General features: G+C 31.2%; 28 protein-coding genes. 17 read left to right on the top strand and 11 right to left on the bottom strand.

The features are described from left to right. Positions 1–150 precede the first annotated feature (150 nt). Positions 151–1,518 (top strand): dihydrolipoamide acetyltransferase family protein, encoded by a 1,368-nt coding sequence (locus HA152_RS02220; protein ID WP_209133097.1) that lies wholly within the window; start codon positions 151–153, stop codon positions 1,516–1,518. Between the two features lie 6 nt (positions 1,519–1,524). Beyond that, a complete protein-coding gene (gene queA / locus HA152_RS02225) occupies positions 1,525–2,649 on the top strand; it encodes a tRNA preQ1(34) S-adenosylmethionine ribosyltransferase-isomerase QueA (protein WP_209133099.1) in 1,125 nt (374 codons plus the stop codon). A gap of 2 nt (positions 2,650–2,651) precedes the next feature. Here queA and cysK read toward each other — a convergent pair whose 3' ends face one another. The 4 genes from cysK to rpsD form a co-directional block, all read right to left on the bottom strand. Next, entirely contained in the window at positions 2,652–3,638 is a 987-nt protein-coding gene (cysK, locus tag HA152_RS02230; protein ID WP_002805805.1) for a cysteine synthase A, read from the bottom strand. Positions 3,639–3,722: 84 nt separating this feature from the next. Continuing rightward, on the bottom strand, positions 3,723–5,192 hold the full coding sequence (locus tag HA152_RS02235; RefSeq protein WP_209133101.1) for a PLP-dependent transferase: 1,470 nt from the start codon (positions 5,190–5,192) through the stop codon (positions 3,723–3,725). Positions 5,193–5,195: 3 nt separating this feature from the next. After that, on the bottom strand, positions 5,196–6,359 hold the full coding sequence (locus HA152_RS02240; protein WP_209133103.1) for a trans-sulfuration enzyme family protein: 1,164 nt from the start codon (positions 6,357–6,359) through the stop codon (positions 5,196–5,198). A gap of 76 nt (positions 6,360–6,435) precedes the next feature. Further along, positions 6,436–7,044, bottom strand: a complete 609-nt coding sequence (rpsD, locus tag HA152_RS02245) for a 30S ribosomal protein S4 (protein ID WP_011817920.1) — start codon at positions 7,042–7,044, stop codon at positions 6,436–6,438. A gap of 94 nt (positions 7,045–7,138) precedes the next feature. Here rpsD and yidD point away from each other — a divergent pair, with 94 nt between their 5' ends. The 4 genes from yidD to HA152_RS02265 all read left to right on the top strand — a co-directional run bounded on the left by yidD (position 7,139) and on the right by HA152_RS02265 (position 10,012). After that, on the top strand, positions 7,139–7,375 hold the full coding sequence (yidD, locus tag HA152_RS02250) for a membrane protein insertion efficiency factor YidD (RefSeq protein ID WP_025928090.1): 237 nt from the start codon (positions 7,139–7,141) through the stop codon (positions 7,373–7,375). A 4-nt stretch (positions 7,376–7,379) separates the two neighbouring features. Further along, the gene (locus HA152_RS02255) at positions 7,380–7,682 is read left to right on the top strand and encodes a glutaredoxin family protein (protein ID WP_025955258.1); all 303 of its coding nucleotides are present in this window, start codon (positions 7,380–7,382) and stop codon (positions 7,680–7,682) included. An 8-nt stretch (positions 7,683–7,690) separates the two neighbouring features. Continuing rightward, positions 7,691–9,226: a UDP-N-acetylmuramoyl-L-alanyl-D-glutamate--2,6-diaminopimelate ligase gene (locus tag HA152_RS02260; protein WP_209133105.1), complete on the top strand. Its 1,536-nt coding sequence runs from the start codon at positions 7,691–7,693 to the stop codon at positions 9,224–9,226. An 81-nt stretch (positions 9,227–9,307) separates the two neighbouring features. Next, positions 9,308–10,012 carry an SDR family NAD(P)-dependent oxidoreductase gene (locus HA152_RS02265; protein WP_209133107.1) on the top strand — a complete coding sequence of 235 codons (705 nt, stop codon included), beginning with the start codon at positions 9,308–9,310 and terminating at the stop codon, positions 10,010–10,012. Positions 10,013–10,039: 27 nt separating this feature from the next. On the opposite strand, the gene HA152_RS02270 is transcribed toward HA152_RS02265, so the two are convergent. The 3 genes from HA152_RS02270 to HA152_RS02280 form a co-directional block, all read right to left on the bottom strand. After that, a complete protein-coding gene (locus HA152_RS02270) occupies positions 10,040–11,215 on the bottom strand; it encodes an aminotransferase class V-fold PLP-dependent enzyme (RefSeq protein ID WP_209133109.1) in 1,176 nt (391 codons plus the stop codon). A gap of 31 nt (positions 11,216–11,246) precedes the next feature. Continuing rightward, complete coding sequence (locus HA152_RS02275) at positions 11,247–12,041, bottom strand: methyltransferase domain-containing protein (RefSeq protein ID WP_209133116.1); 795 nt, start codon at positions 12,039–12,041, stop codon at positions 11,247–11,249. 77 nt (positions 12,042–12,118) lie between these two features. Beyond that, on the bottom strand, positions 12,119–12,292 hold the full coding sequence (locus HA152_RS02280; RefSeq protein WP_071813219.1) for a DUF4278 domain-containing protein: 174 nt from the start codon (positions 12,290–12,292) through the stop codon (positions 12,119–12,121). Between the two features lie 255 nt (positions 12,293–12,547). On the opposite strand from HA152_RS02280, the gene HA152_RS02285 reads away from it, so the two are divergent. Next, a complete protein-coding gene (locus tag HA152_RS02285; protein WP_011375974.1) occupies positions 12,548–12,805 on the top strand; it encodes a hypothetical protein in 258 nt (85 codons plus the stop codon). 22 nt (positions 12,806–12,827) lie between these two features. Here the strand turns inward: HA152_RS02285 and HA152_RS02290 are convergent, their stop codons facing one another. Beyond that, positions 12,828–13,073 (bottom strand): NifU family protein, encoded by a 246-nt coding sequence (locus HA152_RS02290; protein ID WP_209133118.1) that lies wholly within the window; start codon positions 13,071–13,073, stop codon positions 12,828–12,830. A 70-nt stretch (positions 13,074–13,143) separates the two neighbouring features. Between HA152_RS02290 and HA152_RS02295 the strand changes: the two genes are divergently transcribed. From HA152_RS02295 to HA152_RS02305, 3 genes are all read left to right on the top strand, one after another. Further along, entirely contained in the window at positions 13,144–14,640 is a 1,497-nt protein-coding gene (locus HA152_RS02295; protein WP_209133120.1) for a malate:quinone oxidoreductase, read from the top strand. Positions 14,641–14,695: 55 nt separating this feature from the next. After that, positions 14,696–16,504 carry a translation elongation factor 4 gene (gene lepA, locus HA152_RS02300; protein ID WP_011817927.1) on the top strand — a complete coding sequence of 603 codons (1,809 nt, stop codon included), beginning with the start codon at positions 14,696–14,698 and terminating at the stop codon, positions 16,502–16,504. A gap of 168 nt (positions 16,505–16,672) precedes the next feature. Next, complete coding sequence (locus tag HA152_RS02305; protein ID WP_036924212.1) at positions 16,673–17,428, top strand: ABC transporter permease; 756 nt, start codon at positions 16,673–16,675, stop codon at positions 17,426–17,428. Positions 17,429–17,430: 2 nt separating this feature from the next. On the opposite strand, the gene trmH is transcribed toward HA152_RS02305, so the two are convergent. Continuing rightward, positions 17,431–18,102 carry a tRNA (guanosine(18)-2'-O)-methyltransferase TrmH gene (gene trmH, locus HA152_RS02310; RefSeq protein ID WP_209133122.1) on the bottom strand — a complete coding sequence of 224 codons (672 nt, stop codon included), beginning with the start codon at positions 18,100–18,102 and terminating at the stop codon, positions 17,431–17,433. 96 nt (positions 18,103–18,198) lie between these two features. Here trmH and HA152_RS02315 point away from each other — a divergent pair, with 96 nt between their 5' ends. The 7 genes from HA152_RS02315 (at position 18,199) to HA152_RS02345 (ending at position 22,647) form a co-directional block, all read left to right on the top strand. Beyond that, positions 18,199–18,402, top strand: a complete 204-nt coding sequence (locus tag HA152_RS02315) for a hypothetical protein (RefSeq protein ID WP_011817930.1) — start codon at positions 18,199–18,201, stop codon at positions 18,400–18,402. A gap of 176 nt (positions 18,403–18,578) precedes the next feature. After that, positions 18,579–18,971: a thiol-disulfide oxidoreductase DCC family protein gene (locus tag HA152_RS02320; RefSeq protein ID WP_209133124.1), complete on the top strand. Its 393-nt coding sequence runs from the start codon at positions 18,579–18,581 to the stop codon at positions 18,969–18,971. 2 nt (positions 18,972–18,973) lie between these two features. Then, positions 18,974–19,210, top strand: a complete 237-nt coding sequence (locus HA152_RS02325) for a TIGR03643 family protein (RefSeq protein ID WP_011817932.1) — start codon at positions 18,974–18,976, stop codon at positions 19,208–19,210. 3 nt (positions 19,211–19,213) lie between these two features. After that, complete coding sequence (locus tag HA152_RS02330; RefSeq protein WP_071813220.1) at positions 19,214–19,345, top strand: DUF2256 domain-containing protein; 132 nt, start codon at positions 19,214–19,216, stop codon at positions 19,343–19,345. Continuing rightward, the gene (locus HA152_RS02335; RefSeq protein ID WP_209133126.1) at positions 19,342–20,832 is read left to right on the top strand and encodes a cryptochrome/photolyase family protein; all 1,491 of its coding nucleotides are present in this window, start codon (positions 19,342–19,344) and stop codon (positions 20,830–20,832) included. The genes HA152_RS02330 and HA152_RS02335 overlap by 4 nt, the downstream gene beginning before the upstream one ends. A 105-nt stretch (positions 20,833–20,937) precedes the next feature. Beyond that, positions 20,938–21,117, top strand: coding sequence for a hypothetical protein (locus HA152_RS02340; RefSeq protein WP_209133128.1), 180 nt, complete (start codon positions 20,938–20,940; stop codon positions 21,115–21,117). Between the two features lie 213 nt (positions 21,118–21,330). Further along, positions 21,331–22,647 carry a 16S rRNA (cytosine(967)-C(5))-methyltransferase gene (locus HA152_RS02345; RefSeq protein WP_209133130.1) on the top strand — a complete coding sequence of 439 codons (1,317 nt, stop codon included), beginning with the start codon at positions 21,331–21,333 and terminating at the stop codon, positions 22,645–22,647. A 9-nt stretch (positions 22,648–22,656) separates the two neighbouring features. On the opposite strand, the gene HA152_RS02350 is transcribed toward HA152_RS02345, so the two are convergent. Together HA152_RS02350 and chlG are read right to left on the bottom strand one after the other, a co-directional pair. Further along, a complete protein-coding gene (locus tag HA152_RS02350; RefSeq protein WP_209133132.1) occupies positions 22,657–24,426 on the bottom strand; it encodes a transglycosylase domain-containing protein in 1,770 nt (589 codons plus the stop codon). Position 24,427: 1 nt separating this feature from the next. Further along, on the bottom strand, positions 24,428–25,375 hold the full coding sequence (gene chlG / locus HA152_RS02355; RefSeq protein WP_011817939.1) for a chlorophyll synthase ChlG: 948 nt from the start codon (positions 25,373–25,375) through the stop codon (positions 24,428–24,430). Between the last annotated feature and the right edge of the window lie 3 nt (positions 25,376–25,378).

A 25,378-nucleotide genomic window follows, 5' to 3' on the forward strand; every position in this document is an offset into this window, starting at 1 on the left:
ATCTAAATTATTACTTTCTTAAGTTTTAAGAGTTCCCACTGTGAACATGATTTCGTATAATTAGAACAAGAGTTTAAAGGGTTCTTAATCATAAAAACTTTAGGAAGTTTGGTAGAAATCCCTTGAAACTTATGCAATAACAATTTTCTTATGTCTCACGAAATATTCATGCCTGCCTTGAGTTCTACTATGACAGAGGGCAAGATTGTGGAATGGTTGAAAAATCCAGGAGATAAAGTTGAAAGAGGTGAATCTGTCTTGGTTGTTGAATCTGACAAGGCAGATATGGATGTTGAATCTTTTCAAGATGGATATCTTGCAGCTGTTTTAATGCCTGCTGGCAGCACTGCACCAGTAGGAGAGACTATCGGTCTTATTGTAGAAAATGAGGATGAGATAGCTTCTGTTCAAGAACAAAATAAAGGAAATCAACCCGAAGTTGCTAGTTCGGATCAACTTGAATTGGTAAGCAATAAAACTGAAGAAAAACCTTTGGTTCAAAGTGAAATTGTTGAAAAACAAGCAAAAGAAGTCGTATTAATGAGTGAAAAGGCAGCTCCATCTGTTAATAGTGATCAAATAAATGCTGCTACGAGTAATGTTTCTTCGAGGGTGATTGCATCTCCAAGAGCTAAAAAACTTGCCTCTCAAATGGGTGTTGATTTGGCAAAGGTTCATGGATCAGGACCTCATGGAAGAATTCAAGCAGATGATATTTTAAAAGCTAATGGCCAACCAGTCTCTATACCATGGATAGGCGAAGGTGGTTCTCCTGCAAGTATCCCTGGTGCAAATTTGGGAGTTGAAAGTAAACCAGAAGCTTCAGGAAATAGTTTTGGTAATCCTGGAGAAACAGTTCAATTTAATACTCTTCAAAAAGCAGTAAATAAAAATATGGAATCTAGTTTAGATGTGCCATGTTTTAGGGTGGGTTACTCCATCAACACAGATAAATTAGATAATTTCTATAAAAAAGTAAAACAGAACGGAGTGACTATGACTGCTTTACTAGTTAAAGCAGTTGCAAAAACACTAAAGAAACATCCTCAAGTTAACTCAAGTTTTTCAGAAAATGGAATTTCTTATCCAGAAAATATAAATATTGCTGTTGCTGTTGCGATGGAAGATGGTGGACTAATAACTCCAGTTTTAAAAGAACCATGCAATACTGATTTATTTGAATTGTCTAGGGAATGGAAAGATCTCGTAAAAAGATCAAGATCAAAACAATTAGAACCTGATGAATACTCAACGGGAACTTTCACTTTATCTAACCTTGGGATGTTTGGAGTTGATAGATTTGACGCAATTCTTCCTCCAGGTACCGGTGCTATTTTAGCCATAGCATCATCGAAACCAACAGTTGTTGCTAATAGTGATGGTTCAATATCTGTTAAAAAAATAATGCAAGTAAATCTAACAGCTGATCATAGAGTGATCTATGGAGCTGATGGGGCTTCATTCTTAAAAGACTTGGCTTCCCTAATTGAAGATGAGCCAGAGACTCTTGTCTCCTGAATTTAATTGATTTCTCAAATTAATAATGAAAAGAGAGATTATAAGCTTGAAGCTTATGATTATTTACTTGATCCTTCATTAATTGCTAGTAAACCTTCTGCAATTAGGCATGAATCAAGATTGATGATAGTTAGAAATAGTGTTTTAGAAGAAGACTGCTTAACTAATAAATTTACCAAGAATCTTTTAGATGAATTTAGAGAAGGGGATCTTGTAGTTGTAAATAATACTAAAGTTATGAAAGCTAGGTTAAAGGTTGAATTAGAAAATAAGAAATTAGTCGAATTATTAGTTTTAGAAAGATCCCATGAATGTGTTTGGTTATGTTTGGCAAAGCCAGCGAAAAAGTTAAAAATAAATAGAAAATTAAAATTAAAATCTCCTTTAGATCAAGATATTAATTTGATTGTTGATGGAGTTGATGAAGAAACTGGAGGGAGATTTATTAAATTTCCGGAAAATATTACTTGTCTCAACTCAATGAATGAACTTCTTGATAGATACGGGGAAATCCCTCTCCCTCCTTATATAAAAAATTCTGAAGAAGAATCTTTTCATGAGAAAAATTATCAAACTGAGTATGCAACTAATCCGGGGGCAGTTGCTGCACCAACAGCTGGTTTACACTTAAGCAAAAGTCTTATTTCCAACCTAAAAAAAAAAGGAGTAATAATCTTACCGATAACTTTGCACGTGGGTTATGGAACATTCAAACCAATTGATCAAGAAGATTTAAGTAACTTAAAACTTCATAAAGAATGGGTAAGTGTTAATAAGGAAGTAGTGGAGGAAATAAAAAGAATAAAGAAAACAGATAGAAAAATAATTGCTATTGGTACAACTAGCGTAAGAGCTCTTGAAAGTTGTTATTGTCGCGAAATTAATGACTTTATTCCCATAGCTAAATACGTAGATTTAGTAATTAAGCCAGGTTATAAATTTAAGGTAGTTGATGGATTATTAACTAATTTTCATCTCCCTAAAAGTTCATTATTACTTTTAGTAAGTGCAATGATTGGTAGAGAAAGATTATTAGATTTGTATAAAAAAGCCATAAAAGAAAAATTTAGATTCTTCTCTTATGGCGATGCGATGTATATTTCACCAGATTCACTACTGGAGAAAAAATAGATTTAGGCTTTGACTGGTTCTTGAATGATTCCGCTTGGAACTTCAGTAAACATAATTGATGATAAATACCTCTCTGCTAAATCAGGAAGAACAACTACAATTGTCTTCCCAGCATATTCATCTTGTTCAGCTAATCTAACAGCAGCCGCGGCCGCTGCTCCACAAGATATTCCCACTAATAGACCTTCTTCTTTTGCTAATCTAAGAGCCATCTCGATTGACTCGTCATTTGTTACTTGTTCAACCTTATCAACAATTGATAAGTCAAGGTTCTTAGGAATAAATCCTGCTCCAATTCCTTGGATTTTATGAGGTCCAGATTTAACCTCTTCACCATTCATTGTCTGTGTAATAACAGGACTATGTGAGGGTTCTACAGCTACAGAAGTAATATTTTTTCCCTTCTCTTGCTTAATGTATCTTGAAACTCCTGTAATTGTGCCGCCAGTTCCAACCCCTGCAACTAAAACATCAATTTCACCATCGCAATCATCCCAGATTTCTGGTCCAGTAGTTTTGAAATGAATTTCAGGGTTTGCTGGGTTATCGAATTGACCTGGCATGAAATATTGAGAAGGATTACTTTCTGCAATTTCTTTAGCCTTAGCTATTGCTCCAGGCATACCTTTAGATGCTTCTGTTAAAACAATTTCAGCACCCAACACTGCCATAACCCTTCTTCTTTCAATTGACATTGATTCTGGCATAGTAAGAATGAGTTTATAACCTCTTGCTGAAGCAGTAAAAGCTAGGGCAATTCCTGTATTTCCAGAAGTTGGCTCAACAATAGTTTTATCTTTTGTAAGCTTCCCACTTTTCTCTGCATCCCAGATCATGTTTGCGCCAATCCTACATTTGACACTATAAGCAGGGTTTCTACCTTCAATTTTTGCAAGTACTGTAGCTTTCGCGTTTTTAGTAACTGATTTTAATTTTACTAATGGAGTGTTTCCAATAGCAAAACTGTTGTCCTCATAAATTTTTGCCATTTATATATTGAGAAAATATATTTTAATACTAACTATTATTCAGAAAAAGAGTATATAAGTTTCTATACGGTAAATACTAGGAATTTAGAAATTATTGAGTGCTTCAGAAAAGCTTTTCCATAATTGATCTTGGTCCTCTAATCCAACTGATACTCTAATAAGGTGCGAGGGTATACCAAAACTTTCAGCCCATTCCAACTCGTCATAATGAGCTAGTAAAACATAAGGACAAACTAGAGTAAATTTTGTACCTAAACTAGGACCTTTAGATACTTTTAGAGAATCATAAAATTTCATAGCTTTGTTTAATCCTCCATTTAATTCAAATGATAATAAGCAGCCGTATCCTCCATCAGAAGTAAGTAAAGAATTATAATTTGGACAATTTTCAGGATGGAAAATATTTTTAATCTCGCTATGGGTCTCTAATCTTTTTTTTAATTCTAAACATGCTTTATTTTGTTCAAAAACTCTTTCATTTACATCTCTACTAACCTTCTCTAGATAAACTATATCTCCATCGGAAAGTATTGGAAGATAAATCTCGTTTAATGCATTTCTAAACTGATCAATCCATTTGCTTTTTGGATTTAGGATTAATGATCCGGCAAGAATATCACCACTACCTGAAAAAATTTTTGTAAGCGAAGTAAAAACTATATCTGCATGTTCCAGAGAATTTATATTTAAATTCGAACCAATTGTATCGTCAACAATTAACGGAATATTTAGCTTTTTTGCAATTTTTGAAATTTTTTTAATGTTTACACATTTGAGCATTGGATTACTTGGAAGTTCAATAATTAATGCTGATGGATTTATTCTTTTGATTTCTAATTCAATATCCGAGCAATTTTCTTCTGTAATTAACTTTGCTCCGTGAAAGATTTTCATTGGTAATTTAAGTACATCTACATATGGAAAACCAACTTGGAGTGTTGGTTTAGCTGGAAATAATTTATATATGATTTCTAATGATGTATGCAATGCAGACATTCCAGATGAAGTTAAGTGAATATCATTAGAGTTAATTTTTGTAGATTTAGAAATTCTATTTTTTATCATTTGAGAACATTCATCTACGTAAGATTTTGGGGGGCAATCTTCAAGACCTAGTTCTATAGCGGCAGTTCTTGAAGATAGACCAAGACCAGTATGTTGCCAAAAATATTTTGCATAAATACTTCCTTCTTTTTCAGTTATTAAGAAAGCTAAATTATCTCTTTTTTCTATTAACGAGAATTTTTCAGAAGTATTTCTATCAATGTATTTTTTAGCTTTAAAAGCTATGCGGTCATTGGGATATGGCCAGATACTTTTATTGTTGTAGTAATTTTGCTTTTTTACTTTTTCACATAATCTTTTCACTATGGGGTTTAGCCCGAATCGTGGGTAAATGGACTTCAATAAATTCATGCATTCTTGATCTTTTTCCTCGTAATTTATTACATCATTCCAAGTTGGTAATGCTACAGAAACGGCATGAATGCTATCAGGGATAGCATATCCCAACTCTAAATTTTTCCATATAGGTTTTTTAAGTAAATCTCTCAATTTTCAGAATTTATTTAAAGCAAATAAAATGTCCGAGATTAAATCGTTTGTATCTTCACATCCAATTGATAATCTGACAAGAGCATCATCTATCCCTAGCAGATTTTTTGTTTTGTCATCAACAGAAGCATGAGTCATCGTTGCAGGGTGGCAAATTAAACTTTCAACTCCTCCAAGGCTTTCTGCTAGAGAGAAATATTTGAGAGATTTGCAAAATTTAAAAGTATCCTCTTTATTTAAATTTAATTTTAGGGTGATCATTGAACCTCCAGATTTCATTTGCGATTTTGCTAAATTAAATTGCGGATGTTCTTGATTAAAAGGGTAAATTACTTTACTAATTATTTTATGATTCCCTAATTGTTCAGAAATAAAATCTGCACTTTTAGTTTGATGTTCGATTCTTAAAGGAAGAGTTTTTACTCCTCTCGTAATGAGCCAACTATCAAAGGGAGATGGTTGAAGTCCGAGAGCTTTTTGAGAGAAAAGCATCTTACTATTCCATTCCTCATTATTTGTCAGTACTGCTCCGCCAAGTGCGTCACTATGTCCATTAATGAATTTTGTGGTGCTTACAACCGATAGTGTTGCACCAAGGTCCAATGGTTTTTGAATAAGCGCTGTAGAAAATGTGTTGTCTACAACTACTGGTATTTCGAGTTTATTCGCTTCATTACAAATCGCCTTAATATCAAGTACCTTCAAAAGTGGATTAGTTGGACTTTCGAGCCATATCAAGGCTGGCTCGAAGTTTGAAATCTTTTTGATATTATTTTCATTTGTAAAATCTGTGTATAAAACTTCTAGTCCAAATTTCTTGAAAACTTTTTCGAACATCCTCACTGTACAACCATAGAGATTTGACTCGCAGAGTATCTTGTCACCTGATTTTAGTGTTGATGAAATTGCAGTTACCGCGCTAATTCCAGATCCGAAAACTGTACAGTATTTAGAATCTTCTATTGATTTAAGGATGTTTTCTAGAATTCTAAAGTTTGGATTGCCTGATCTGGTGTAGTCGAAATTATCTTTATTTCCATGTTTGAAAGTAGATGTAGAAAAAATAGGAGGCATAACGCATCCAGTTTCTTCTGCAAATGTTTTCCCATGGTGAATAGATAAGGTCTTAAAACCTGGCTTTTTTATATTATCTTCCTTATTTCCCATTATTTTTAAAAATAAGAATTAAATTAAATCTCTCTTTTAAAAAATGAGAGATTTAATAATCCAAAGAAAAGTAGTATTAAACTTTTCTTGAATAATATTCAACAACTAGTAGTTCGTTTATTTCAAGAGCAACCCACTCTCTATCGCATTTCCCATTTATTTTTCCCGTTAATTTAGGCTTGTCTAAATCAAGATGAGGAGGGACATTTGCTAAGCCAGGGAATTCTATATTACCTTCAACAAGTTTTTTGCTTGCTTTGTTTTCTTTAATTCCGATTACATCGCCTGATTTGCATTGATAACCTGCAATATCAAGAACCTTTCCATTAACGGTTACATGGCCATGATTTACTAATTGTCTTGAGCCTGGAATGGTACCTCCAAAACCTAATCTAAAACAAACATTATCAAGTCTATTTTCTAAAAGTCTTAGTAGGTTAGTACCTGTTGATCCTTCTTGAGCTCTAGCTTTTTTCACATAACGTACTAGTTGTTTTTCAGAAACTCCATAATTAAACCTAAGTTTCTGCTTTTCTTCTAGACGAATAGCATATTCTGATCGCTTGCGACGGGCTTGGCCGTGCTGACCTGGAGGATTAGACTTCTTTGAAGCTTTCCTGGTGAGACCTGGTAGTTCTCCCAAGCGACGCGTAACCCTTAATCTGGGGCCGCGGTATCTTGACATAATTTTAAATTAAATAGAAATTTGCAATAAATTGGATAATTGATTAAATTCAATTAAACTAATTACTACTGAGATATTATTTTACATCATTAAAGTGTTCAAAACTATTAATAAATCAATTACTTCTATACTTCTTTTTATGATTTCGTTCTATCAAAAGTGGTTTTCTCCTTTTTTCGGACCAAGATGTAGATTTATTCCAAGTTGCAGCTCTTATGGATATGAGGCAATTACTAGACATGGTCCTTGGAAGGGAGGGTGGTTAACTTTAAGAAGATTAAGCAGATGTCATCCTTTAACTCCCTGTGGATGTGACCCTGTGCCTGACTAAATGAATGAAAATATTTATTTTTGTTAGGCAGGGATGTTGCCTTTGTGATTCATTAAAAAATAAACTGGCAAAAATAAATCTTAATGAGTTATTCCCTAATCTGGAGGAGCTTAAAGAAATTGATATTGATAGGGTCGATTTATATAAAGATAAATATAAAAAATATGATTATGAAGTACCTGTTATTGCTGTTGAAGGAATTAGGTCCGAGGAGATTATAGAATTGCCTCGCATTTCTCCAAGATTAAAAGATGATCAATTAAAGAATTGGTTTCAAAAAAATATTAGTACCATTCTGGAGAAATAATTTTTCATATGAGATCTATAAAATTACATAAACTTTTAGATTTGGTAGGAATTATTCCTTCATTAGATTTAATCAATCACGAAATCAATAATATTTCTTTTAACTCTAAAGAAGTACAAAAAGGAACTTTATTTTTAGGTATGCCTGGTTTAAATGTTGATGGAGGAAAATATTGTATTGAGGCAATTGAAAATGGTGCAGAGGCTGCCATTATTGGGTCTGCTGCAAAAGAGAAAATTGGATCTATTGATCTAGAAAGGATTTTGGTTATAGAGGATAATTTAGATTATTTGTTTGGTCAAATAGTCGCTGAGTTTTGGAATAGGCCTTCAAGAAAACTTAAACTTATTGGTGTTACTGGTACAAATGGAAAAACCACAATTACTTTTTTATTGGAATATCTTTTAAAAAAATTAGGGAAAAAGACTGCATTATTTGGGACCTTGCTCAATAGATGGCCTGGCTTTTCAGAAGTGGCTCTTCATACAACTGATTTCGCCGATAAACTCCAAAAGAAATTAAATGCTGCTGTTGAGGCAGAATCTGAATTCGCGATATTAGAGGTAAGTTCTCATTCTATTGCGCAAAACAGGATATCAGGATGCGAATTTGAGGCGGCTATTTTTACTAATTTAACTCAAGATCATCTTGATTATCACCCAGATATGGAATCATATTTTCAAACAAAAAAAAAATTATTTTTCCCACCTTACTTAAAAGAAAAAGATGGGATTTGTGTATTAAATCATGATGACCATTGGATATCTAAATTATCATCTGATCTTAAAAAAAGATCTTTATTAGTCTCTACAAAGATTACTGAAAGTGAATTTGAAAATGATGATTTTTTTTTCGTAACAGATAAAAAATTTACTGAAAGTGGTTCCACTTGTATTTTCCATACACCTAGGGAAAAAATTCAACTTTTTGTTCCACTTGTTGGTGAATTTAATTTAATGAATGCGATTCAAGCAATAACAATTTTGTATAAACTGAATTTTTCTTTAAAAGATTTATCAAAGTTAATACAATCTTTCCCTGGTGCTCCTGGGAGAATGGAGAAAATACAAATTGATGATAATGACGTTTCAAGATCTCTTCCAACAGTAATTGTTGATTATGCCCACACTCCTGATGGATTAAAAAAAGTTTTGCAATCAATTAAAAAACTTTGTGAAGGGAAACTAATAACTGTTTTTGGCTGTGGCGGAGATCGTGATCGTAGTAAAAGGCCTTTGATGGGATCAATAGCTGAAGAGTTGTCTGATCAACTTTTTATAACTTCAGATAATCCAAGATCAGAAGAACCCCAAAAGATAGTAAATGATATTTTGATGGGTATAAAAAAAAGAGAAAAAATAACAATTGAAATTGATAGATTTAAAGCAATAAATGAATCTATTAAATTTGCCAATAAAAAAGATATTGTTTTAATTGCAGGAAAAGGACATGAAGACTACCAAATTCTCAATGATAAAGTTATTAATTTTGATGATAGAAAAATAGCTTATAAATTATTAAAAGAAAAAAATAAATCTCAATAAAATTTCCTAATCAAATAAGAAAGATTTTTACGCAAATCACAAGAAAAGTTTCTTAGAATCAATGGAGTTATTTTTAATAAAATGAAAGGCTTAGCCTTAGTTGTAGGCGCAGGTGGAATTGGAACACAACTAGCTAAAGATCTGAATGAAAGTGAAAAAGATTTAGATGTTGTTTTGTGTGGAAGAAAAAGTGAATTTAATCCTTTTTGGGAATTAGATATAGAGGATTCTCAATCCCTTTTGCAGTTGAAAAATAAAATATTAAATCATCCTTCAAAATTAAGGCTAGTTGTTAATGCTACAGGTAGACTTCATAGTGATTCTCTTCAACCAGAAAAAAGATTACAACATCTTGATAAAAAAAATATGATGGAAAGTTTTTCAATTAATGCCTTTTCTCCTATTTTATTAGCTAAAGCGATTGAAGAATTTATACCAAAAGATTTTGATTTTAATTTTGCAAGTATAAGTGCAAGAGTTGGTAGTATTGGAGATAATCAAACAGGAGGTTGGTATTCATATAGAGCTGCAAAATCTGCGCAAAATCAGTTTTTTAAATCTTTAAGTATTGAATGGGCTAGACGTTTCCCAAAGGCTGCTATCACATTGCTTCATCCAGGAACAGTAGATACTGATTTATCTAGACCTTTTCATAGATTTGTTCCAGAACATAAATTATTTAGTAAAGAAAAATCCTCCCAATTCTTGATCAATATTATTAAAAATCAATCACCAGAATCTACAGGAAAATTTATTGCATGGGACAACTCGGAGATACCTTGGTAGACTAAATTTTTTTATATCAATAGATCTTTAAGTCAATATTTTTTTTATTTCTCTAGCAAGTAAATCAATCTCAGCTTCTGTAGTCATTTGATGTATGCATGCTCTAAACCATTTTGGATCTTCTAAAACTCTAATCCAAATTTTCTTTTCTCCAAGTTTCTTTACATATTTATCCTTATCTTTAATATTTTCGATATTAAAACTAACAATCCCGTTTAAATATTTTTTTTCTAAAACTAATTCAACACCCTTTGATTGATTTAATTCATCCCAAAGTTTTCCACTTAATTTTTTGATAGTTTTGTTTTTTTCTTTTTCATGGCAGTCTTTATCCAAAAGATCTAAAGAATTCCGAAGCCCAGCAAGTAAAGGAATACAAGAGGTAGCTATTTCAAATTTTCTTGCATCATCATGAAAAAGATTATCTGAAGGCTCATAAATGCCTTGTTCTTTTTTTAAAGATTTCCAACCAATTATTGTTGGATCTGTTTCAAGAATAAATCTATCTGAGACATAAATGGCTCCAAGTCCTTCTGGTCCACATGCCCATTTGTGAGAAGTTATTGAATATAAATCAGCATAAAAAACTTCTTTTTCAATATTTATGTGCCCAAAGGTTTGAGCACCATCAACAAGTAAATAAGAGTTTTCTCGATTATTTTTTAATTCGATAGAAATTTGTTTTAAAGGAATTTTATATCCAAAGTTCCATAAGATATGAGAAATAATTAGGATCTTAGTCTTACTATTTAGATTTTTCAAAATCTCTAAAATTATATTTTCGTCGTTTAGATTTTTAATTTTTTGGATTGGCAAAATTTTGAATATTAATTTATTTCTTCTGCAAAATTCTCGACTTGCAGCCACTACTCCAGGATGTTCACAGTCACTTATTAACAACTCTTCTCCCTCTTTTACTTTTATTCCCCAAAAGGGCAAAATCATACCGGAAGAGATATTTTCGGTAAAAGCTACATTCTTTGAATTGACACCTAATTTTTGCGCAATGATTCTTTTTGTTGTCAATATTTCTTTGTAAATAAAAGGCCACATATCATTGGTAAATGGTCCTAAATCTTGGATAATTTCCCAAGTTTTAACTATTGCTTCTAGAGAAGATTTTGGTAATGGTCCTTGACCGCCATAGTTGAAATAATACTTATTTTTTAATGCGGGTATTTGATCTCTTAGATTATTTCTCATGGAAATTTATATTTTCAACTCTTGAATTTTTTTAAATATTGCCCACTAAAGTTACTGTTCTAAATTCAATATCCTCAATTACTTTCCAAGGTTCAGCACTCCTTTCTACAAATTTTAAATTTTTAAATCCTACTTCTTTAAAATCACTTATAAACTCTGGCTCATACCATGCTCCACTAATACAGCCTGTCCATAAATCATGATCATTTTGCAATCTTAAAGGAATTTTTTTGTTAGAGACGATATCGCTAATTGCAATTCTTCCATTATCGTTTAAAACTCGTTTTATGTTATTAAGAAGGTTATTTCTAGATACTGGACTTACCAAGTTTAAAACGCAATTACTTAAAATAATATCAACTGATTTATCTGCGATTAATGGATTTAAATCTTTATCTAATTCATCAAGTTTTTCAATTGAACCTTCTAGAAATTCTGTATTGTTGAAACCTATATTTTTTGTAACTTCTTTAGATGCTGATCTTGATAAAGAAAGCATGTCAGGATTCTGATCAACTCCAATAACTTTCCCTTCTTTCCCAACAATTTGGGCACAAATGAAAGCATTTTTGCCGCTACCACTTCCAAGATCTAAGACTATATCATTTTTTTGAACATATTTTGTTGGATCACCACACCCATAGTCTCTTTCTATAACCTCTTGAGGAATCGCTTCTAGTAAAACGGGATCAAACCCAACTGGTGTACAAAGACAACTTTCTTTTTCTTGTGCCGCTGAGCCATATCTTTCTTGAATCGCATCTTTATGATCGAATTGATTAGGTGCTTTATTCGATGTGTTTGTATTACAGCAACTTTCAGACATATTTTTTAAAGGACTCTAGATAAATATAGCCAAAAAAAAAGCCCCTGAAAAAGGAGCTTTTAATTTGTTTAATTAAATTATTTAGTGTAATTAACACCTCTGTAATTTAATTCTGCTTTTTCATTACTTGAAGAAGCGTCATCCATTCTGTTGGTGTATACGTTTCTTCTGTAGGTAAGTTCAACAAGTTGCTTTTTAGCAGCTTCTTTGTTTTGAACGTAGTTTTTACCTCTGTAAGTTAAAGTAGTCATGTTTCGATGTGACAACACGGCCATCCCCCGTTCCATGGTATGACTCGAACTGCGCCCTCAAATGAGGGTGAACGAAAAAGTAGCTATTGCTACCAAATAATTATAAGCGTATTTTTGACTGCATGTCTAGCTTTTACAAATAGAAACGAAGATTTAATGTTTTTTTAATTATTATCTTAGGTAAATTTTTTTATAAATAGTCTCTAAAAAGGTTTATGTTTATATTTGGTTTAATCTTCATGTAACTATTAATTTATGACAGGTTTTTTATATTTCTTGGGAAATACTTTAAGGTGGCCAGTGTTAAAGCCAAAAGAATTTTTTTCACTACATGCTTATTTTTCAATTATTTATTTGATAACTTTTACTTTGAGTAAATATGATGTAAGCCAATCAAATTTAGTTTTTACTTTAGGAATTCTTGCACCCCTTTTAATCGCTATTGGTCAAGGACTTCCAATTGATTGCCTTGATATGGAATCATCTTTGTTGAAGGAATTAAAAACTAAATAATATATATTTCAGTTAAAAATTTTTATAAAACTTGGACAACTTCGCTTATTTCAGGAATCATTTCTTTTAACTTTCTTTCAATACCCATTTTGAGAGTCATAGTGCTACTTGGGCAACTACCACATGCTCCTTGAAGTCTGACTTTGACAATTGGACCATCTATTTCTGCAATCTCTACATTACCTCCATCAGAAATTAAAAAAGGTCTTAGCTCGTCAAGGACTTTTTCCACATTGTCGTTTGTCAGAGAGAGTGTTTCAGTACTCATAATTTTGGATTAACTTTATAATAAGCCTAGAAAGAAATCTGATTAATTGCAAAAAAGATAAATTTCTGTTGTGACTTCATCTAAAAATCCCACTAATTACAATAGTTACTTTGATGCAGTCTTAGTAGGAGCAGGGATAATGAGTAGTACTTTAGCCCTCCTAATTTCAGAAGTTTTACCAGATATAAAATTTCTTATTATAGAAAAATTAAATGCTCCAGGAAGTGAAAGTACTGGCGCTTTTAATAATGCAGGTACAGGACATGCCGCTAATTGCGAATTAAACTATACCCCTTTAGATGAAAAAGGAAATCTAAAAATAGATAAAGCGCTCTCAATAAATCGTTCTTTTGAAAAATCCATGTCTTTATGGGCCTCATTGTATGAAACAGGGAAAATTGATATTGAGAAGTTTCTAAAATTTATTCCTCATATTAGCTTTGTTTCTGGTCAGGATAATATTTCTTTTTTAAAAAAAAGATTTAAGAAAATGACCGAAAATCCTGAATTTATCGATATGGAATTTTCTACATCTTTTGATGAAATTTCATCATGGGCTCCTCTAATAACAAAAGATAGAAATCCATCTACTCAAATTGCTGCTACCAGAATAGGTAGAGGAACTGATATTAATTTTGAGGCTTTAACTAAAGAGTATTTGTCATTAGTTTCCTTAAACAAAAATGTTGAAATTAGATACAAAACAGAATTAGTAGATTTAGAGAAAATTGATAAAAAACAATGGGAACTAGAAATAAGTTCTGAAGGTAGAAAAACTTCAATTAGAACTGGCTACGTTTTTCTTGGTGCTGGTGGAAAAACAATTAACTATTTACAAAAATCAAAAATTCCAGAAGCAAAAAGTTATGGTGGATTTCCTGTTAGTGGGAAATGGCTTATTTGCGAGAAAAAAGATCTAACAGAAAAACATAACTCAAAAGTTTATGGTAAAGCTGATATTGGATCGCCCCCAATGTCTGTGCCTCATTTAGACACCAGATGGATTGATAATAAAAAACTTCTTTTATATGGACCTTTTGCTGGATTTACTACGAAATTTCTAAAACAAAGTTCATACTTTGACTTATTTAGTTCAATTAAAAAGAATAATATTTTTTCTATGTTAGACGTTGGTTTCAAGAACAACGATTTAATTAATTACCTAATATCACAATCATTAAAGAACCATAACTCAAGAGTTGAGAATTTAAAGAATATGATGCCATCAGCTAATCCTTCTGATTGGTATTTAAAGAATGCTGGTCAAAGAGTCCAAATAATTAAAAAAACTGAAGGTGGTGGTTCTTTGAAATTTGGAACTGAGATTGTAAATTCATCTGATGGATCATTATCTGCTTTGTTGGGAGCCTCTCCAGGAGCAAGTACTGCGGTTTCAATTATGGTTGAGGTTCTAGAAAAATCTGTTTTATTTTTAAACGATAAGCATAATCTTCAGAAAAAAATAAATGACTTAATTCATCCAGAACTATCAGTCTCTGAAAATTACAGTACCTTCATAAAAGAAATTAAAAAAAGAAATAATTCCATTTTTGGTTTCCATCCATAATTCTAATTAGCTAATATTAATCAAGATGTAATAAGAGGAGAATTTTTCTTTCTATATGACTGATATATCGGTTTCAAAAATTAGAAATTTCTGCATAATCGCTCATATTGACCATGGTAAATCTACCCTTGCAGATAGGTTACTTCAAGATACTGGTACTGTGCAGCAGAGGGATATGCAAGAACAATTTTTGGACAGTATGGATCTTGAAAGAGAGAGAGGAATTACTATCAAGTTACAGGCCGCTAGGATGAAATATAAAGCTGACGATTCCCAAGAATATGTTTTGAACTTAATAGATACTCCAGGGCATGTTGATTTCTCTTATGAGGTTAGTAGATCTCTTCAAGCTTGTGAAGGCGCCTTACTTGTTGTTGATGCAAGCCAAGGAGTAGAAGCTCAAACCTTAGCTAACGTTTATCTTGCCTTAGAAAATAATCTTGAAATAATTCCTGTTTTAAATAAAGTTGATTTACCAGGGGCTGATGCTGAAAAAATAAAACAAGAAATAGAGGAAATTATTGGACTTGATACATCTAATGCAATAAATTGTTCAGCAAAAACTGGAGTTGGTATTAAAGATATTTTGGAAGCAATCGTAAGAAGAGTACCCCCTCCTCAAGATGAAATTAAACTACCTACAAAGGCACTGATTTTTGATTCTTATTATGATCCGTACAGGGGAGTTATTGTTTATTTCAGGGTGATATCTGGGTCTCTAAATAAGAGAGAAAAAATATTATTAATGGCAAGTAAGAAAAATTATGAACTAGATGAGATAGGAATAATGGCGCCTGATCAGCAGCAAGTTGATGAATTACATGCAGGAGAAGTTGGTTATTTAGCTGCTTCTATAAAATCAGTTGCTGATGCGAGAGTGGGAGATACGATTACTCTTTTAAATTCACCTGCCAATGATCCTTTGCCTGGATATAAGACAGCAAATCCTATGGTTTTTTGTGGTTTATTCCCGACTGATGCTGATCAATTCCCAGATTTAAGAGTTTCACTAGAAAAATTACAATTATCTGATGCAGCTTTAAAATATGAGCCCGAAACCAGTAGCGCAATGGGCTTCGGATTTAGGTGCGGATTCCTAGGACTTCTTCATATGGAGATTGTTCAAGAAAGATTAGAAAGAGAATATGACTTGGATCTAATCGTAACGGCACCATCAGTTATTTATAAAGTTAATTTAAATCAGCAGGAACATATCTTTATTGATAATCCTTCTACAATTCCTGATCCACAACTTAGAGAATCAATAGAAGAGCCTTATGTGAAAATGGAAATTTATGCTCCCAATGAATTTAATGGAACATTAATGGGTTTATGTCAGGAAAGAAGGGGAGTATTTATAGACATGAAATACATAACAACAGATCGAGTTACCTTGATTTATGAAATTCCATTAGCAGAAGTTGTAACAGATTTCTTTGATCAAATGAAAAGTAGAACCCAAGGTTATGCATCAATGGAATATCATTTGATTGGCTATAGAAAAAATGACCTTGTTAGATTAGATGTTCTAATAAATTCAGAAAGAGCAGATCCATTAACTTCTATTGTTCATAAAGATAAGGCTTATGGAATTGGCAGAAGTTTAGTTGAGAAATTAAAAGAACTTATTCCAAAACAACAATTTAAAATACCTATTCAAGCATCAATCGGTAGCAGGATTATTGCAAGTGAAAGCATAAGTGCATTGCGAAAAGATGTTTTATCTAAATGTTATGGAGGGGATATTTCTAGGAAAAAGAAACTCTTAAAGAAACAAGCCAAAGGTAAAAAGAGGATGAAGGCAATGGGTAAAGTTGAGGTCCCTCAAGAAGCTTTTATGGCAGTCTTGAAATTAAACCAGTAATTTCTTTTAATTTAAAATTTATAGCTATTTATTTTTAAAAGAATTGGGTATATTTCATTTATATCTTTAAAAAAGATTTTGGATATTAACTCATTTAATCGTGTCGGGGCAAATATCAGAAAAGCTGGATTTTTAATTGTACTTTTTTATCTTCTTGTTGTTTTAATAATGAAATTTTTGGAGGCCAATAATTTTTTTGGCTATTCATTTTCAATGTTAAGCAATGATATCTTTGCCCCTCCTTCTCTTAATCATTTTTGTGGCACAGATAGATTAGGAAGAGATGTTTGCTTAAGAACTTTGCAAGGATCATCATTAGCAATAGAAGTTGTATTCTTAGCTATTCTTTTTTCATTAAGTTTGGGTTTGCCTTTGGGATTATTGAGTGGATATTTTGGTGGTTTTTTTGATAAATGCTTATCACTAATAATGGATACTATTTTTTCAATACCTGTAATTTTGCTTTCAGTTGTTGTGGCTTTTGTATTGGGTAAGGGTATCCTTAACGCGGCTTTGGCATTGTGTATCGTTTACTCTCCTCAATATTTTAGATTAATCAGAAATCAGACAATATTGGTTAAATCCGAAACTTATGTGGAAGCAGCTCAAGTTTCAGGAGCTGATGTTAAAACAATTATTTTTAAATATATTCTTCCAAATGTAATAACACCCTTGCCTATTTTGCTTACCCTAAATGCTGCGGATGCTGTCTTGGTATTAGGAAGTTTAGGATTTTTAGGCCTTGGTGTTCCTGCAGATGTCCCAGAGTGGGGAAGTGATTTAAATCTTGCTCTTGCCGCTTTACCTACAGGCATATGGTGGACGGCTTTGTTCCCAGGTTTGGCAATGTTTTTTTTAGTTTTAGGTCTTTCTTTTATAGGAGAGGATCTTGAAGAAATTTTTGATAGTCAAAACTCTGAATAAATTTAGTTATCTGTAATAGGATTAAGTTCTCCTTGATCATTCAACTTTGGATATTCTTTAGCTGATTTTTTATACACCGCAGCTAATTCTGGGTAACACCATTCAAAAAGTGTTTTTTGATATTCATCTATATTTAACCCTTCTCCATTAGCGGGCAATATACCTTTATTTTTTCTTTGGCGAATAGCTTCAAATAATAATATGGAAGCAGCAACTGAAACATTCAGAGATTGAACCATACCTCTCATAGGTATAAAAATTGATTGATCAACCATTGATATAAGTTCATTACTTAGTCCCCATTTTTCTGCACCTAAAACAAAACATGTATTTTGAGAATAATCAAAATTTCTATAATCTACCGATTCACTATTAAGAGTCGTTCCATATAATTTAAAACCCTTATTCTTTAAATCAGATATTGCCGTGATAGTGTTTTCATGATTATTTAGTTTTACCCATTTTTGACTTCCTTGAGCAGTACTATTAAAAGTCTTAACGGCATTCGTTTTGCTAATAAAATTTGCTTCGAAAACCCCTGCTGCATCACATGTCCTTAATATCGCAGATAAATTATGTGGTTTATTGACATCCTCAACTAAAACAGTCAAGTTTTTCATTCTGCAATCTAAAACACTTTTGATTCGTTCAAATCTTCTTGGCAAAATTGACATTTATAATATTTTCACACCTTTAAATTATATTCAAAAAATATTGATTACCTATTAAATCTCTTGGTTTATAATATTTTGGTAGTTTGAATTAACTCAATGGCATACATAGAATGGGACTATACAGTAATAACAAGTATGGTAGAAAAACAAGGTTGGGATTTACCTGATCGTGAATCGGAAGAGTGGAATAAATTTAACGATGAATTAGGAGAAAAAATGAGAGGTGTTGGACTTATTTTTGAAAAATATTGTAAATTTACTCCCGACGTAGGAGAAGGAGTTCATCTTCTAGATGACTGATAATAAATAGTTTTAAACCATTGATGTATCCCTTAATCAATGGCTTATTAATAAATAAGATAATATAATTTCACTAAATTAGAACTGGCAATTATTAAGGCTTTATAAAGCTTGTAATTTAAAAAAATTTTTTATTCCACAAAAAAGTTATTTAATTTCTATATTTGAATAAAAATATGAAAAATAAATTAACCTTTTTATTCGATGGTGGTTGTCCACTGTGTTTGCGAGAAACAAATTTTCTAAAAAAAAGAGATATCTTAAATCAAATTGCATTTATAGATATTAATAGTAAGGATTATGATCAAAGTCTTTTTAGTGACATCTCATATTCAGAAGCTATGTCCAACCTGCATGGGATTATGGAAAATGGTGAAATTATTAGGGGACTAGATGTACTTGCATATTCTTATGAATTAGTTGGTTTAGGTTGGGTTTATTATCCCTTGAGGATTAAGCTTTTATCTCCATTATTGAGACTGGTTTACAGATATTGGGCAAAATATAGACTTCAAATTACAGGTAGATCAGATATTGAAAAACTTTGTACCTCACAATGTGAACAATAAATATGGAAAGTATCGATATAGACAGAATAATAGAAATGTGTTGGGAAGATAGAACACCCTTTGAAGCTATCGAGTATCAATTTGGTTTAAAAGAGGAAGATGCGATAAAAATTATGCGTCGAAATCTTAAACCTAAATCCTTCAAAGTGTGGAGAAAGAGAGTTTCGGGAAGAAATACAAAACATATGGCGCTTAAAGATTCAACTAGATTTAAATCTACTCACAAAAGAAAATTATAAATTTTGAAAAATCTTTCTACTAAAACTTGTCCTGTTTGCAATAGGCCCTTCGAGTGGCGTAAAAAATGGAAAAACTGTTGGGATGAAGTTATCTACTGTTCAAAAAGATGCAGTAATAGGAAGTCGCAAAGATGAAACAAGTATCAATTATTTTCCCGAATCAACTTTTTAGAGAAAGCCCAATCTTAAAAATAAATTGTGACATTTTGATTTTGGAAGACTCATTATTTTTTGGAAATGATAAATTTAATAAATTAATTAACCATAAAAACAAGTTAGTTTTTCATAGAGCATCTATGCTCGCTTATAAAAATTATTTAGAAATATCTGGCTTTAAAGTTTTATATATCGAAAACAAGAATAATGTTTCTACAGTCGACTACTTATCGGAATATATTAAAGATAAATATCAGAAAATAAATCTCATTGACCCTCATGATTTTTTAATAATGAAGAGGATTAATAATTTTGTTGAAAGTAATAATTTAGCTTTAGATGTAATACCCTCTCCTATGTTTATGAGCAGTGAAGATTTAAAAGATTTATTTGCATCAAATACAAAAAAACCTCTTATGGGGAGATTTTATGAGAACCAAAGAAAGAGCCAAAAGATTTTAGTTAATCATGATGATAAACCTCAAGGGGGGAAGTGGAGTTTCGATGAGATGAATAGAAAAAAATTACCCAAAAAAATAAGCATACCTGATACACCTAAATTACAAAAAAACAAATTTGTAGTTAATGCAGAAAGGTCATTAGCCAATTTTGATATTGAGTTTATTGGAGAAAGTAATAACTTTTTATATCCAACTAACTTTGATGAAGCAGATGAATGGTTAAATGATTTTTTTAAACATAGATTTTTCTTGTTTGGAGATTATGAAGATGCTATTTCTAAAAAAAATTCTTTTTTATGGCATAGTTTACTTTCTCCTCTTTTAAATAGTGGCTTACTAACGCCAAATGAAGTAGTAAATAAAGCATTACTTTATGCCAAAAATAATAATGTTCCAATCAACTCTTTAGAGGGTTTTATTCGTCAAATTATTGGATGGAGAGAATTTATTTGCCTTGTCTATAAGAAGTATGGAACAAAAATGCGAAATAGTAATTTTTGGAATTTTGAAGATAAGCCAATTCCAAAATCTTTTTATCAAGGGAATACAGGAATCGAACCAGTAGACGTTGTTATAAAAAATATTATTAAATTTGGTTATTGTCATCATATTGAGCGGCTAATGATTGTTGGCAACTTTATGCTTTTATGTAGAATTCACCCCAACCAAGTTTATAAATGGTTTATGGAAATGTTTATTGATTCCTATGATTGGGTTATGGTCCCAAATGTTTACGGAATGAGTCAGTTTAGTGATGGAGGGATCTTTTCAACAAAGCCATATATATCAAGCTCTAATTATGTAAAAAAAATGTCTGATTTTAAAAGTGGCCCATGGTGTGAAATATGGGATGGCTTATTTTGGAAATTTATTAAAGATAATGAAAGATTTTTTAGAAAGCAATATCGTTTAGCAATGTTAACGAGAAATCTCGATAAAATGACAGAGGAAAAATTAAATAATCACTTAAAAACGGCCGATAAATTTTTAAGAGATATTCAATAAATTAATAGTAATAAACTACAGTTGTCTTTGAAAAATTAAAAGAATATTATGTTATGAAGAAATATTAAGTACGGATGTTAGGTTAGGAAAAATTAGGTTTATCTAATGGAAATTGGAACACTTTTTTTAAAAAGTAATTCGACAGGTATTATCACTTTTTCTGAATTAGATTGGATAACTAACCAACAATCTAATTTTACAAGGTTGGAAGAATCCATAGCAATTAAATTAGGCAGAATGCTTGATGCAGGATCTATAAATATTGGTTGCCATTTGAAATCCTGATTAAGTTTTTATTTTACTAATGAAGTATCAAGAAGAAAAAAAAATATTTTTTCGGGAAAGAATCCATTCTTTAAATATCTTTCTTTTTTTAGGATTTAATCTGTCACTTATTTCTATCTTAGGTTTTATTTGGTTGAATACTACACTTGAAAAAGTAGTTTAAATTTTTGAATTTTTTGTATATTAAAGTTATCTGTAAAAATAAATTATATTGTGAGCATAGGTTATTTACAAAGAAAGGCAGCTTGGGAAATTTTATTAAAAGTTAGTTCTGGTGATTTTTCTGATCATGCTCTTGAAAAGGTTTTAAAAAATTATCAATTTAACCCTCTTGATATAGCTTTTATTACGGAATTATCTTTTGGATGCATAAGGTATAGAAAATTTCTTGATCTTTGGACGGATCATACATCAAAAATTACTCATAAAAAGCAACCTCCAAAGTTAAGATGGCTTCTACATATAGGTTTATATCAACTATTGAAAATGGATAAAATTCCATTTCCTGCTGCTATTTCTACCACTGTAGAAGTAGCTAAAAAAACAGATTTAAATGGTTTAGCGGGAACTGTGAATGCGATATTGAGAAATGCATCAAGAAAATTAGAACAAAAAATTTTTCCGGAATTATCTTCTGATAGAAAAGAACGAATTTCATATCTTGAATCATTTCCATTATGGCTTGTGAAGGATCTTTATAAATGGGTCGGCAATAGAGAGGGTGAAAATATCATTAAGGCATTTAATAAAAAACCATCAATTGATTTGAGAATTAACCAATTAAAAACTAATTTAGATAACTTTTTGAAAGTACTTCATGAAAATAAAATTGATGCTGAAATTATTAAAGAATTACATAATGGAATTACTTTAAAATCTAATCCAAGATCTATAAAAAATTTACCTGGATATAGTGATGGACTTTGGACAATTCAAGATAGATCTTCTCAGTGGATAGCACCTCTCTTAAATCCAAAAGAAGGTGAAAAAATTTTAGATGCTTGTGCAGCTCCAGGAAGTAAGTCTACCCACCTAGCAGAATTAACAAATGATAATGCTGAAATCATTGCCGTAGATAGATCAGCAAAAAGATTGAAATTACTGCAATCAAATTTAGAAAGGTTAAATTTGAAATCTGTTAATACTCTCAAGGCTGATGCTACGAGTTTGATTGAATTAAATCCAAATTTTATATCTTATTTTGATAAGATCTTATTAGATGCTCCATGTTCAGGCATTGGAACTCTTTCAAGGAATCCAGATTCTAGATGGTCTTTAAGTAAAGAAAAAATAAAATCTTTAACTTTATTACAGGAAAAACTTTTGGAGAGTATTTTTCCTCTTTTGAAAAAAGATGGCACTTTAGTTTATTCAACTTGTACTATTTGTCCCGATGAAAATAATCTATTAATTGAGAGATTTATTGAAAAAAACAAAGTTTTAAAATTGGTTAGCCAAAAGACAATTTTACCTAGCTTAAATTATCCAGGTGATGGATTTTATTCTGCAATAATTTCTTATAAATCTTAAAAATATAATTTATTTTTTAGTTGGAATTTTAAAAATTTCAGATATAAACTTTTTCCATAAATAAGCTGCATTTCCACTAGATAATTCAGATTCTTTGTTGTCGTCGTAACCTATCCAGATCCCTGTCGTAAGGTTATCAATGGAACCAATAAACCAGAGATCTTTATTCCCATCAGATGTCCCTGTTTTTCCATAAATTTTCTTTCCTTTTATGGAGGCTGCTTTTGAAGTGCCTTCTTTTACAGATTTTTCAAGAAGTTTATTTATTTTCTGATTTACATTTAAATTTAATATTTTCTTGGAAATAGATTTGTTTTCCCAAATAGGTTGTTTTTTAAATGATTCTATTTTTTCTATGATTTCAGGGCTTTGAATCTGCCCATTATTGTTTATTGCAGAATATGCATTTGTGATGTTTAAAAGATTATCTCCGTAGGAGCCAATAGCTAATGATGGGAATTCCTCAAACTCTTGCTCATATCCTAGTCCAAATGAATTCGCTAAATTAATAATATTTTTTAAGCCGATTTTTTTTGTTATTGATATTGGAACGATATTTGATGAACTTTTAAATGATTCAATCAAAGATATTGAACCTCTATAGTCTTCTGAAAAATTTTTTGGGCAATAACTTTCCCAGCATATTGGTAAGTCTTCAAATTTATCACTTAATTTTATGCCTTCTATTAATGCAGCAGCATAAGGAATTATTTTAAAAGTAGAACCTAAAGGTCTTACAGATGAAATCACTCTATTGTATTCATTAATTGATGGATTTTTGCTGGTTATCATTGTCCTGATTAGTCCTGTGTTTGATTCGATAGACAATAGTCCAAATTCAAGTTCTTTAGGCCCTGCATATCTTGATATTTTTTGACCTTTTTCTTGCCAATCTTTGTTGATAGAAGATTTAATTCTTAAAAACTTATAATCATTTTTACTTCCAATTTTTTTATCTGTTTCCTGAAGAATAAAGTTTATTAGTAATTTATCATCTAAAAAATTATCAGCTTTTTGATAATTTAATTTTATTTTTTCTTTAATAGCCTTATTCTTATTTGCAAGAGAAATATATCCATCAACATACATTGATTCAAGAACTTTATTTCTATTTTTAATAGCTAGTTCTAAATTTTGATAAGGAGAATAAATTGATGGAGCTGGAGCTAATCCTGTAATTAATGCGATCTCTGATAATGTCAATTCTTCTATAAATTTTCCAAAATAAACTTGGGCAGCCTCGTCTACACCGTATGCTCCTGATCCTAGATAAATATTATTTAAATATAATTTTAAAATTTGATTTTTGTTATATCTAAATTCAAGTATGAGTGATATAAATATTTCTTTGATTTTTCTTTGAAAACTTAAATCATTATTTAGAAAAAGTAATCTGGCAACTTGTTGTGTAATCGTACTTCCTCCCTCTTTAACATAACCACTTCTAATATTTTGAATAAGGGCACGAGAAATACTTTTTAAATCTATTCCACTATGTTTATAAAATCTTTTATCCTCAGAAGATATAAAAGAATGTTGAAGAAAAAATGGAATTTCATGATAACCATTATCTATTTCAAATTTGCGGCTTAATTTGCTTAGTATCTTATTATCAGAAGATGATATTACATAAGAATATTTGGTTTCCCGAAACTTTTTATTTTTAGATACGTCAAATTTTAACGTACTAAATATTAGACTAAAAAAATAAAAAGATATTCCAGAAAAAATTAATATTGGAATTATTAAAACAAAAGATTTGAATTTAATCTTTTGCACCTTAAGCAACTAAAAAACTATGTCCTATCGCTAAAGCTGTAACTAACATTCCAGTTATAAGAAATGGTTGGGCACTTGCTTGATATTTGACATCAAACTTTAGAGGATCTCTTAGTAACCACATATCTTGAAATGTAATTTGTGGAATTACCAATAAAACTAAAATTACAGAGGCTAAATGTTGACCAATAATGACTAATACCACAACCATTGCTAATTGAAAAATGTCAATCAGTCCTGCACTTATTCTACTTGCATTTTTAATTCCAAATACTACTGGTAGAGAATTTAAGCCTAGCTTTGAGTCTCCTTCAACACTTTTGAAATCATTAATAACTGCAATCCCAAGTCCTGAGAGGCTATAAGCAAGTGTTAGTATCGCCGTTACGATAGTTAATTTCCCAAACAAGGCTTGTCCTGCCCACCAAGGTAAAGCTATATAAGATGCTCCTAATGCATAATTTCCAAGCCAACCATTCTGTTTTAATTTGAGTGGTGGAGCAGAATATATATAACTAACAAAGGAACCTCCTAATGCCAAAAGTAAGACGGAGGGGAAGCTGTGCTTAGCATATAAATCTAATAGAAAAGCAACTATTAAACCCGCTATAAGTAATACCCAGATTTGTATTTTTACATCTTTAATCGAAATTTTGCCAGAAGGAATGGGTCTATTTGGTTCATTAATTGCATCAATTTCTTTATCAAAAAAATCATTTATGGTTTGGGTATAACCAGCCAGAAGTGGTCCACTCATCAACATACATGCTAATGAAGCTAGAACATTACTAAATGTCCATTCAAAATTCCCACTTGCAGCTGCTCCACAAATAACTCCCCATATCAAAGGGATCCACGTTATTGGTTTCATTAACTGTATACGGAGTTTCCATATACTTGATGTTTCAGAGGCACCCTTAATTCCTAATAGTTGTTTTGGATCATTCACTTT

Source organism: Prochlorococcus marinus XMU1412 (genome assembly GCF_017696315.1).
GTDB lineage: Bacteria > Cyanobacteriota > Cyanobacteriia > PCC-6307 > Cyanobiaceae > Prochlorococcus_A > Prochlorococcus_A marinus_AF.

Coding starts and splice junctions, on each gene's coding strand:
- HA152_RS02220 (WP_209133097.1), top strand. CDS start 151: ATGTCTCACGAAATATTCATGCCTGCCTTGAGTTCTACTATGACAGAG.
- cysK (WP_002805805.1), bottom strand. CDS start 3,638: ATGGCAAAAATTTATGAGGACAACAGTTTTGCTATTGGAAACACTCCA.
- HA152_RS02240 (WP_209133103.1), bottom strand. CDS start 6,359: ATGGGAAATAAGGAAGATAATATAAAAAAGCCAGGTTTTAAGACCTTA.
- rpsD (WP_011817920.1), bottom strand. CDS start 7,044: ATGTCAAGATACCGCGGCCCCAGATTAAGGGTTACGCGTCGCTTGGGA.
- HA152_RS02255 (WP_025955258.1), top strand. CDS start 7,380: ATGAAAATATTTATTTTTGTTAGGCAGGGATGTTGCCTTTGTGATTCA.
- HA152_RS02260 (WP_209133105.1), top strand. CDS start 7,691: ATGAGATCTATAAAATTACATAAACTTTTAGATTTGGTAGGAATTATT.
- HA152_RS02265 (WP_209133107.1), top strand. CDS start 9,308: ATGAAAGGCTTAGCCTTAGTTGTAGGCGCAGGTGGAATTGGAACACAA.
- HA152_RS02270 (WP_209133109.1), bottom strand. CDS start 11,215: ATGAGAAATAATCTAAGAGATCAAATACCCGCATTAAAAAATAAGTAT.
- HA152_RS02275 (WP_209133116.1), bottom strand. CDS start 12,041: ATGTCTGAAAGTTGCTGTAATACAAACACATCGAATAAAGCACCTAAT.
- HA152_RS02280 (WP_071813219.1), bottom strand. CDS start 12,292: ATGACTACTTTAACTTACAGAGGTAAAAACTACGTTCAAAACAAAGAA.
- HA152_RS02285 (WP_011375974.1), top strand. CDS start 12,548: ATGACAGGTTTTTTATATTTCTTGGGAAATACTTTAAGGTGGCCAGTG.
- HA152_RS02290 (WP_209133118.1), bottom strand. CDS start 13,073: ATGAGTACTGAAACACTCTCTCTGACAAACGACAATGTGGAAAAAGTC.
- lepA (WP_011817927.1), top strand. CDS start 14,696: ATGACTGATATATCGGTTTCAAAAATTAGAAATTTCTGCATAATCGCT.
- HA152_RS02305 (WP_036924212.1), top strand. CDS start 16,673: ATGAAATTTTTGGAGGCCAATAATTTTTTTGGCTATTCATTTTCAATG.
- trmH (WP_209133122.1), bottom strand. CDS start 18,102: ATGTCAATTTTGCCAAGAAGATTTGAACGAATCAAAAGTGTTTTAGAT.
- HA152_RS02315 (WP_011817930.1), top strand. CDS start 18,199: ATGGCATACATAGAATGGGACTATACAGTAATAACAAGTATGGTAGAA.
- HA152_RS02320 (WP_209133124.1), top strand. CDS start 18,579: ATGAAAAATAAATTAACCTTTTTATTCGATGGTGGTTGTCCACTGTGT.
- HA152_RS02325 (WP_011817932.1), top strand. CDS start 18,974: ATGGAAAGTATCGATATAGACAGAATAATAGAAATGTGTTGGGAAGAT.
- HA152_RS02335 (WP_209133126.1), top strand. CDS start 19,342: ATGAAACAAGTATCAATTATTTTCCCGAATCAACTTTTTAGAGAAAGC.
- HA152_RS02340 (WP_209133128.1), top strand. CDS start 20,938: ATGGAAATTGGAACACTTTTTTTAAAAAGTAATTCGACAGGTATTATC.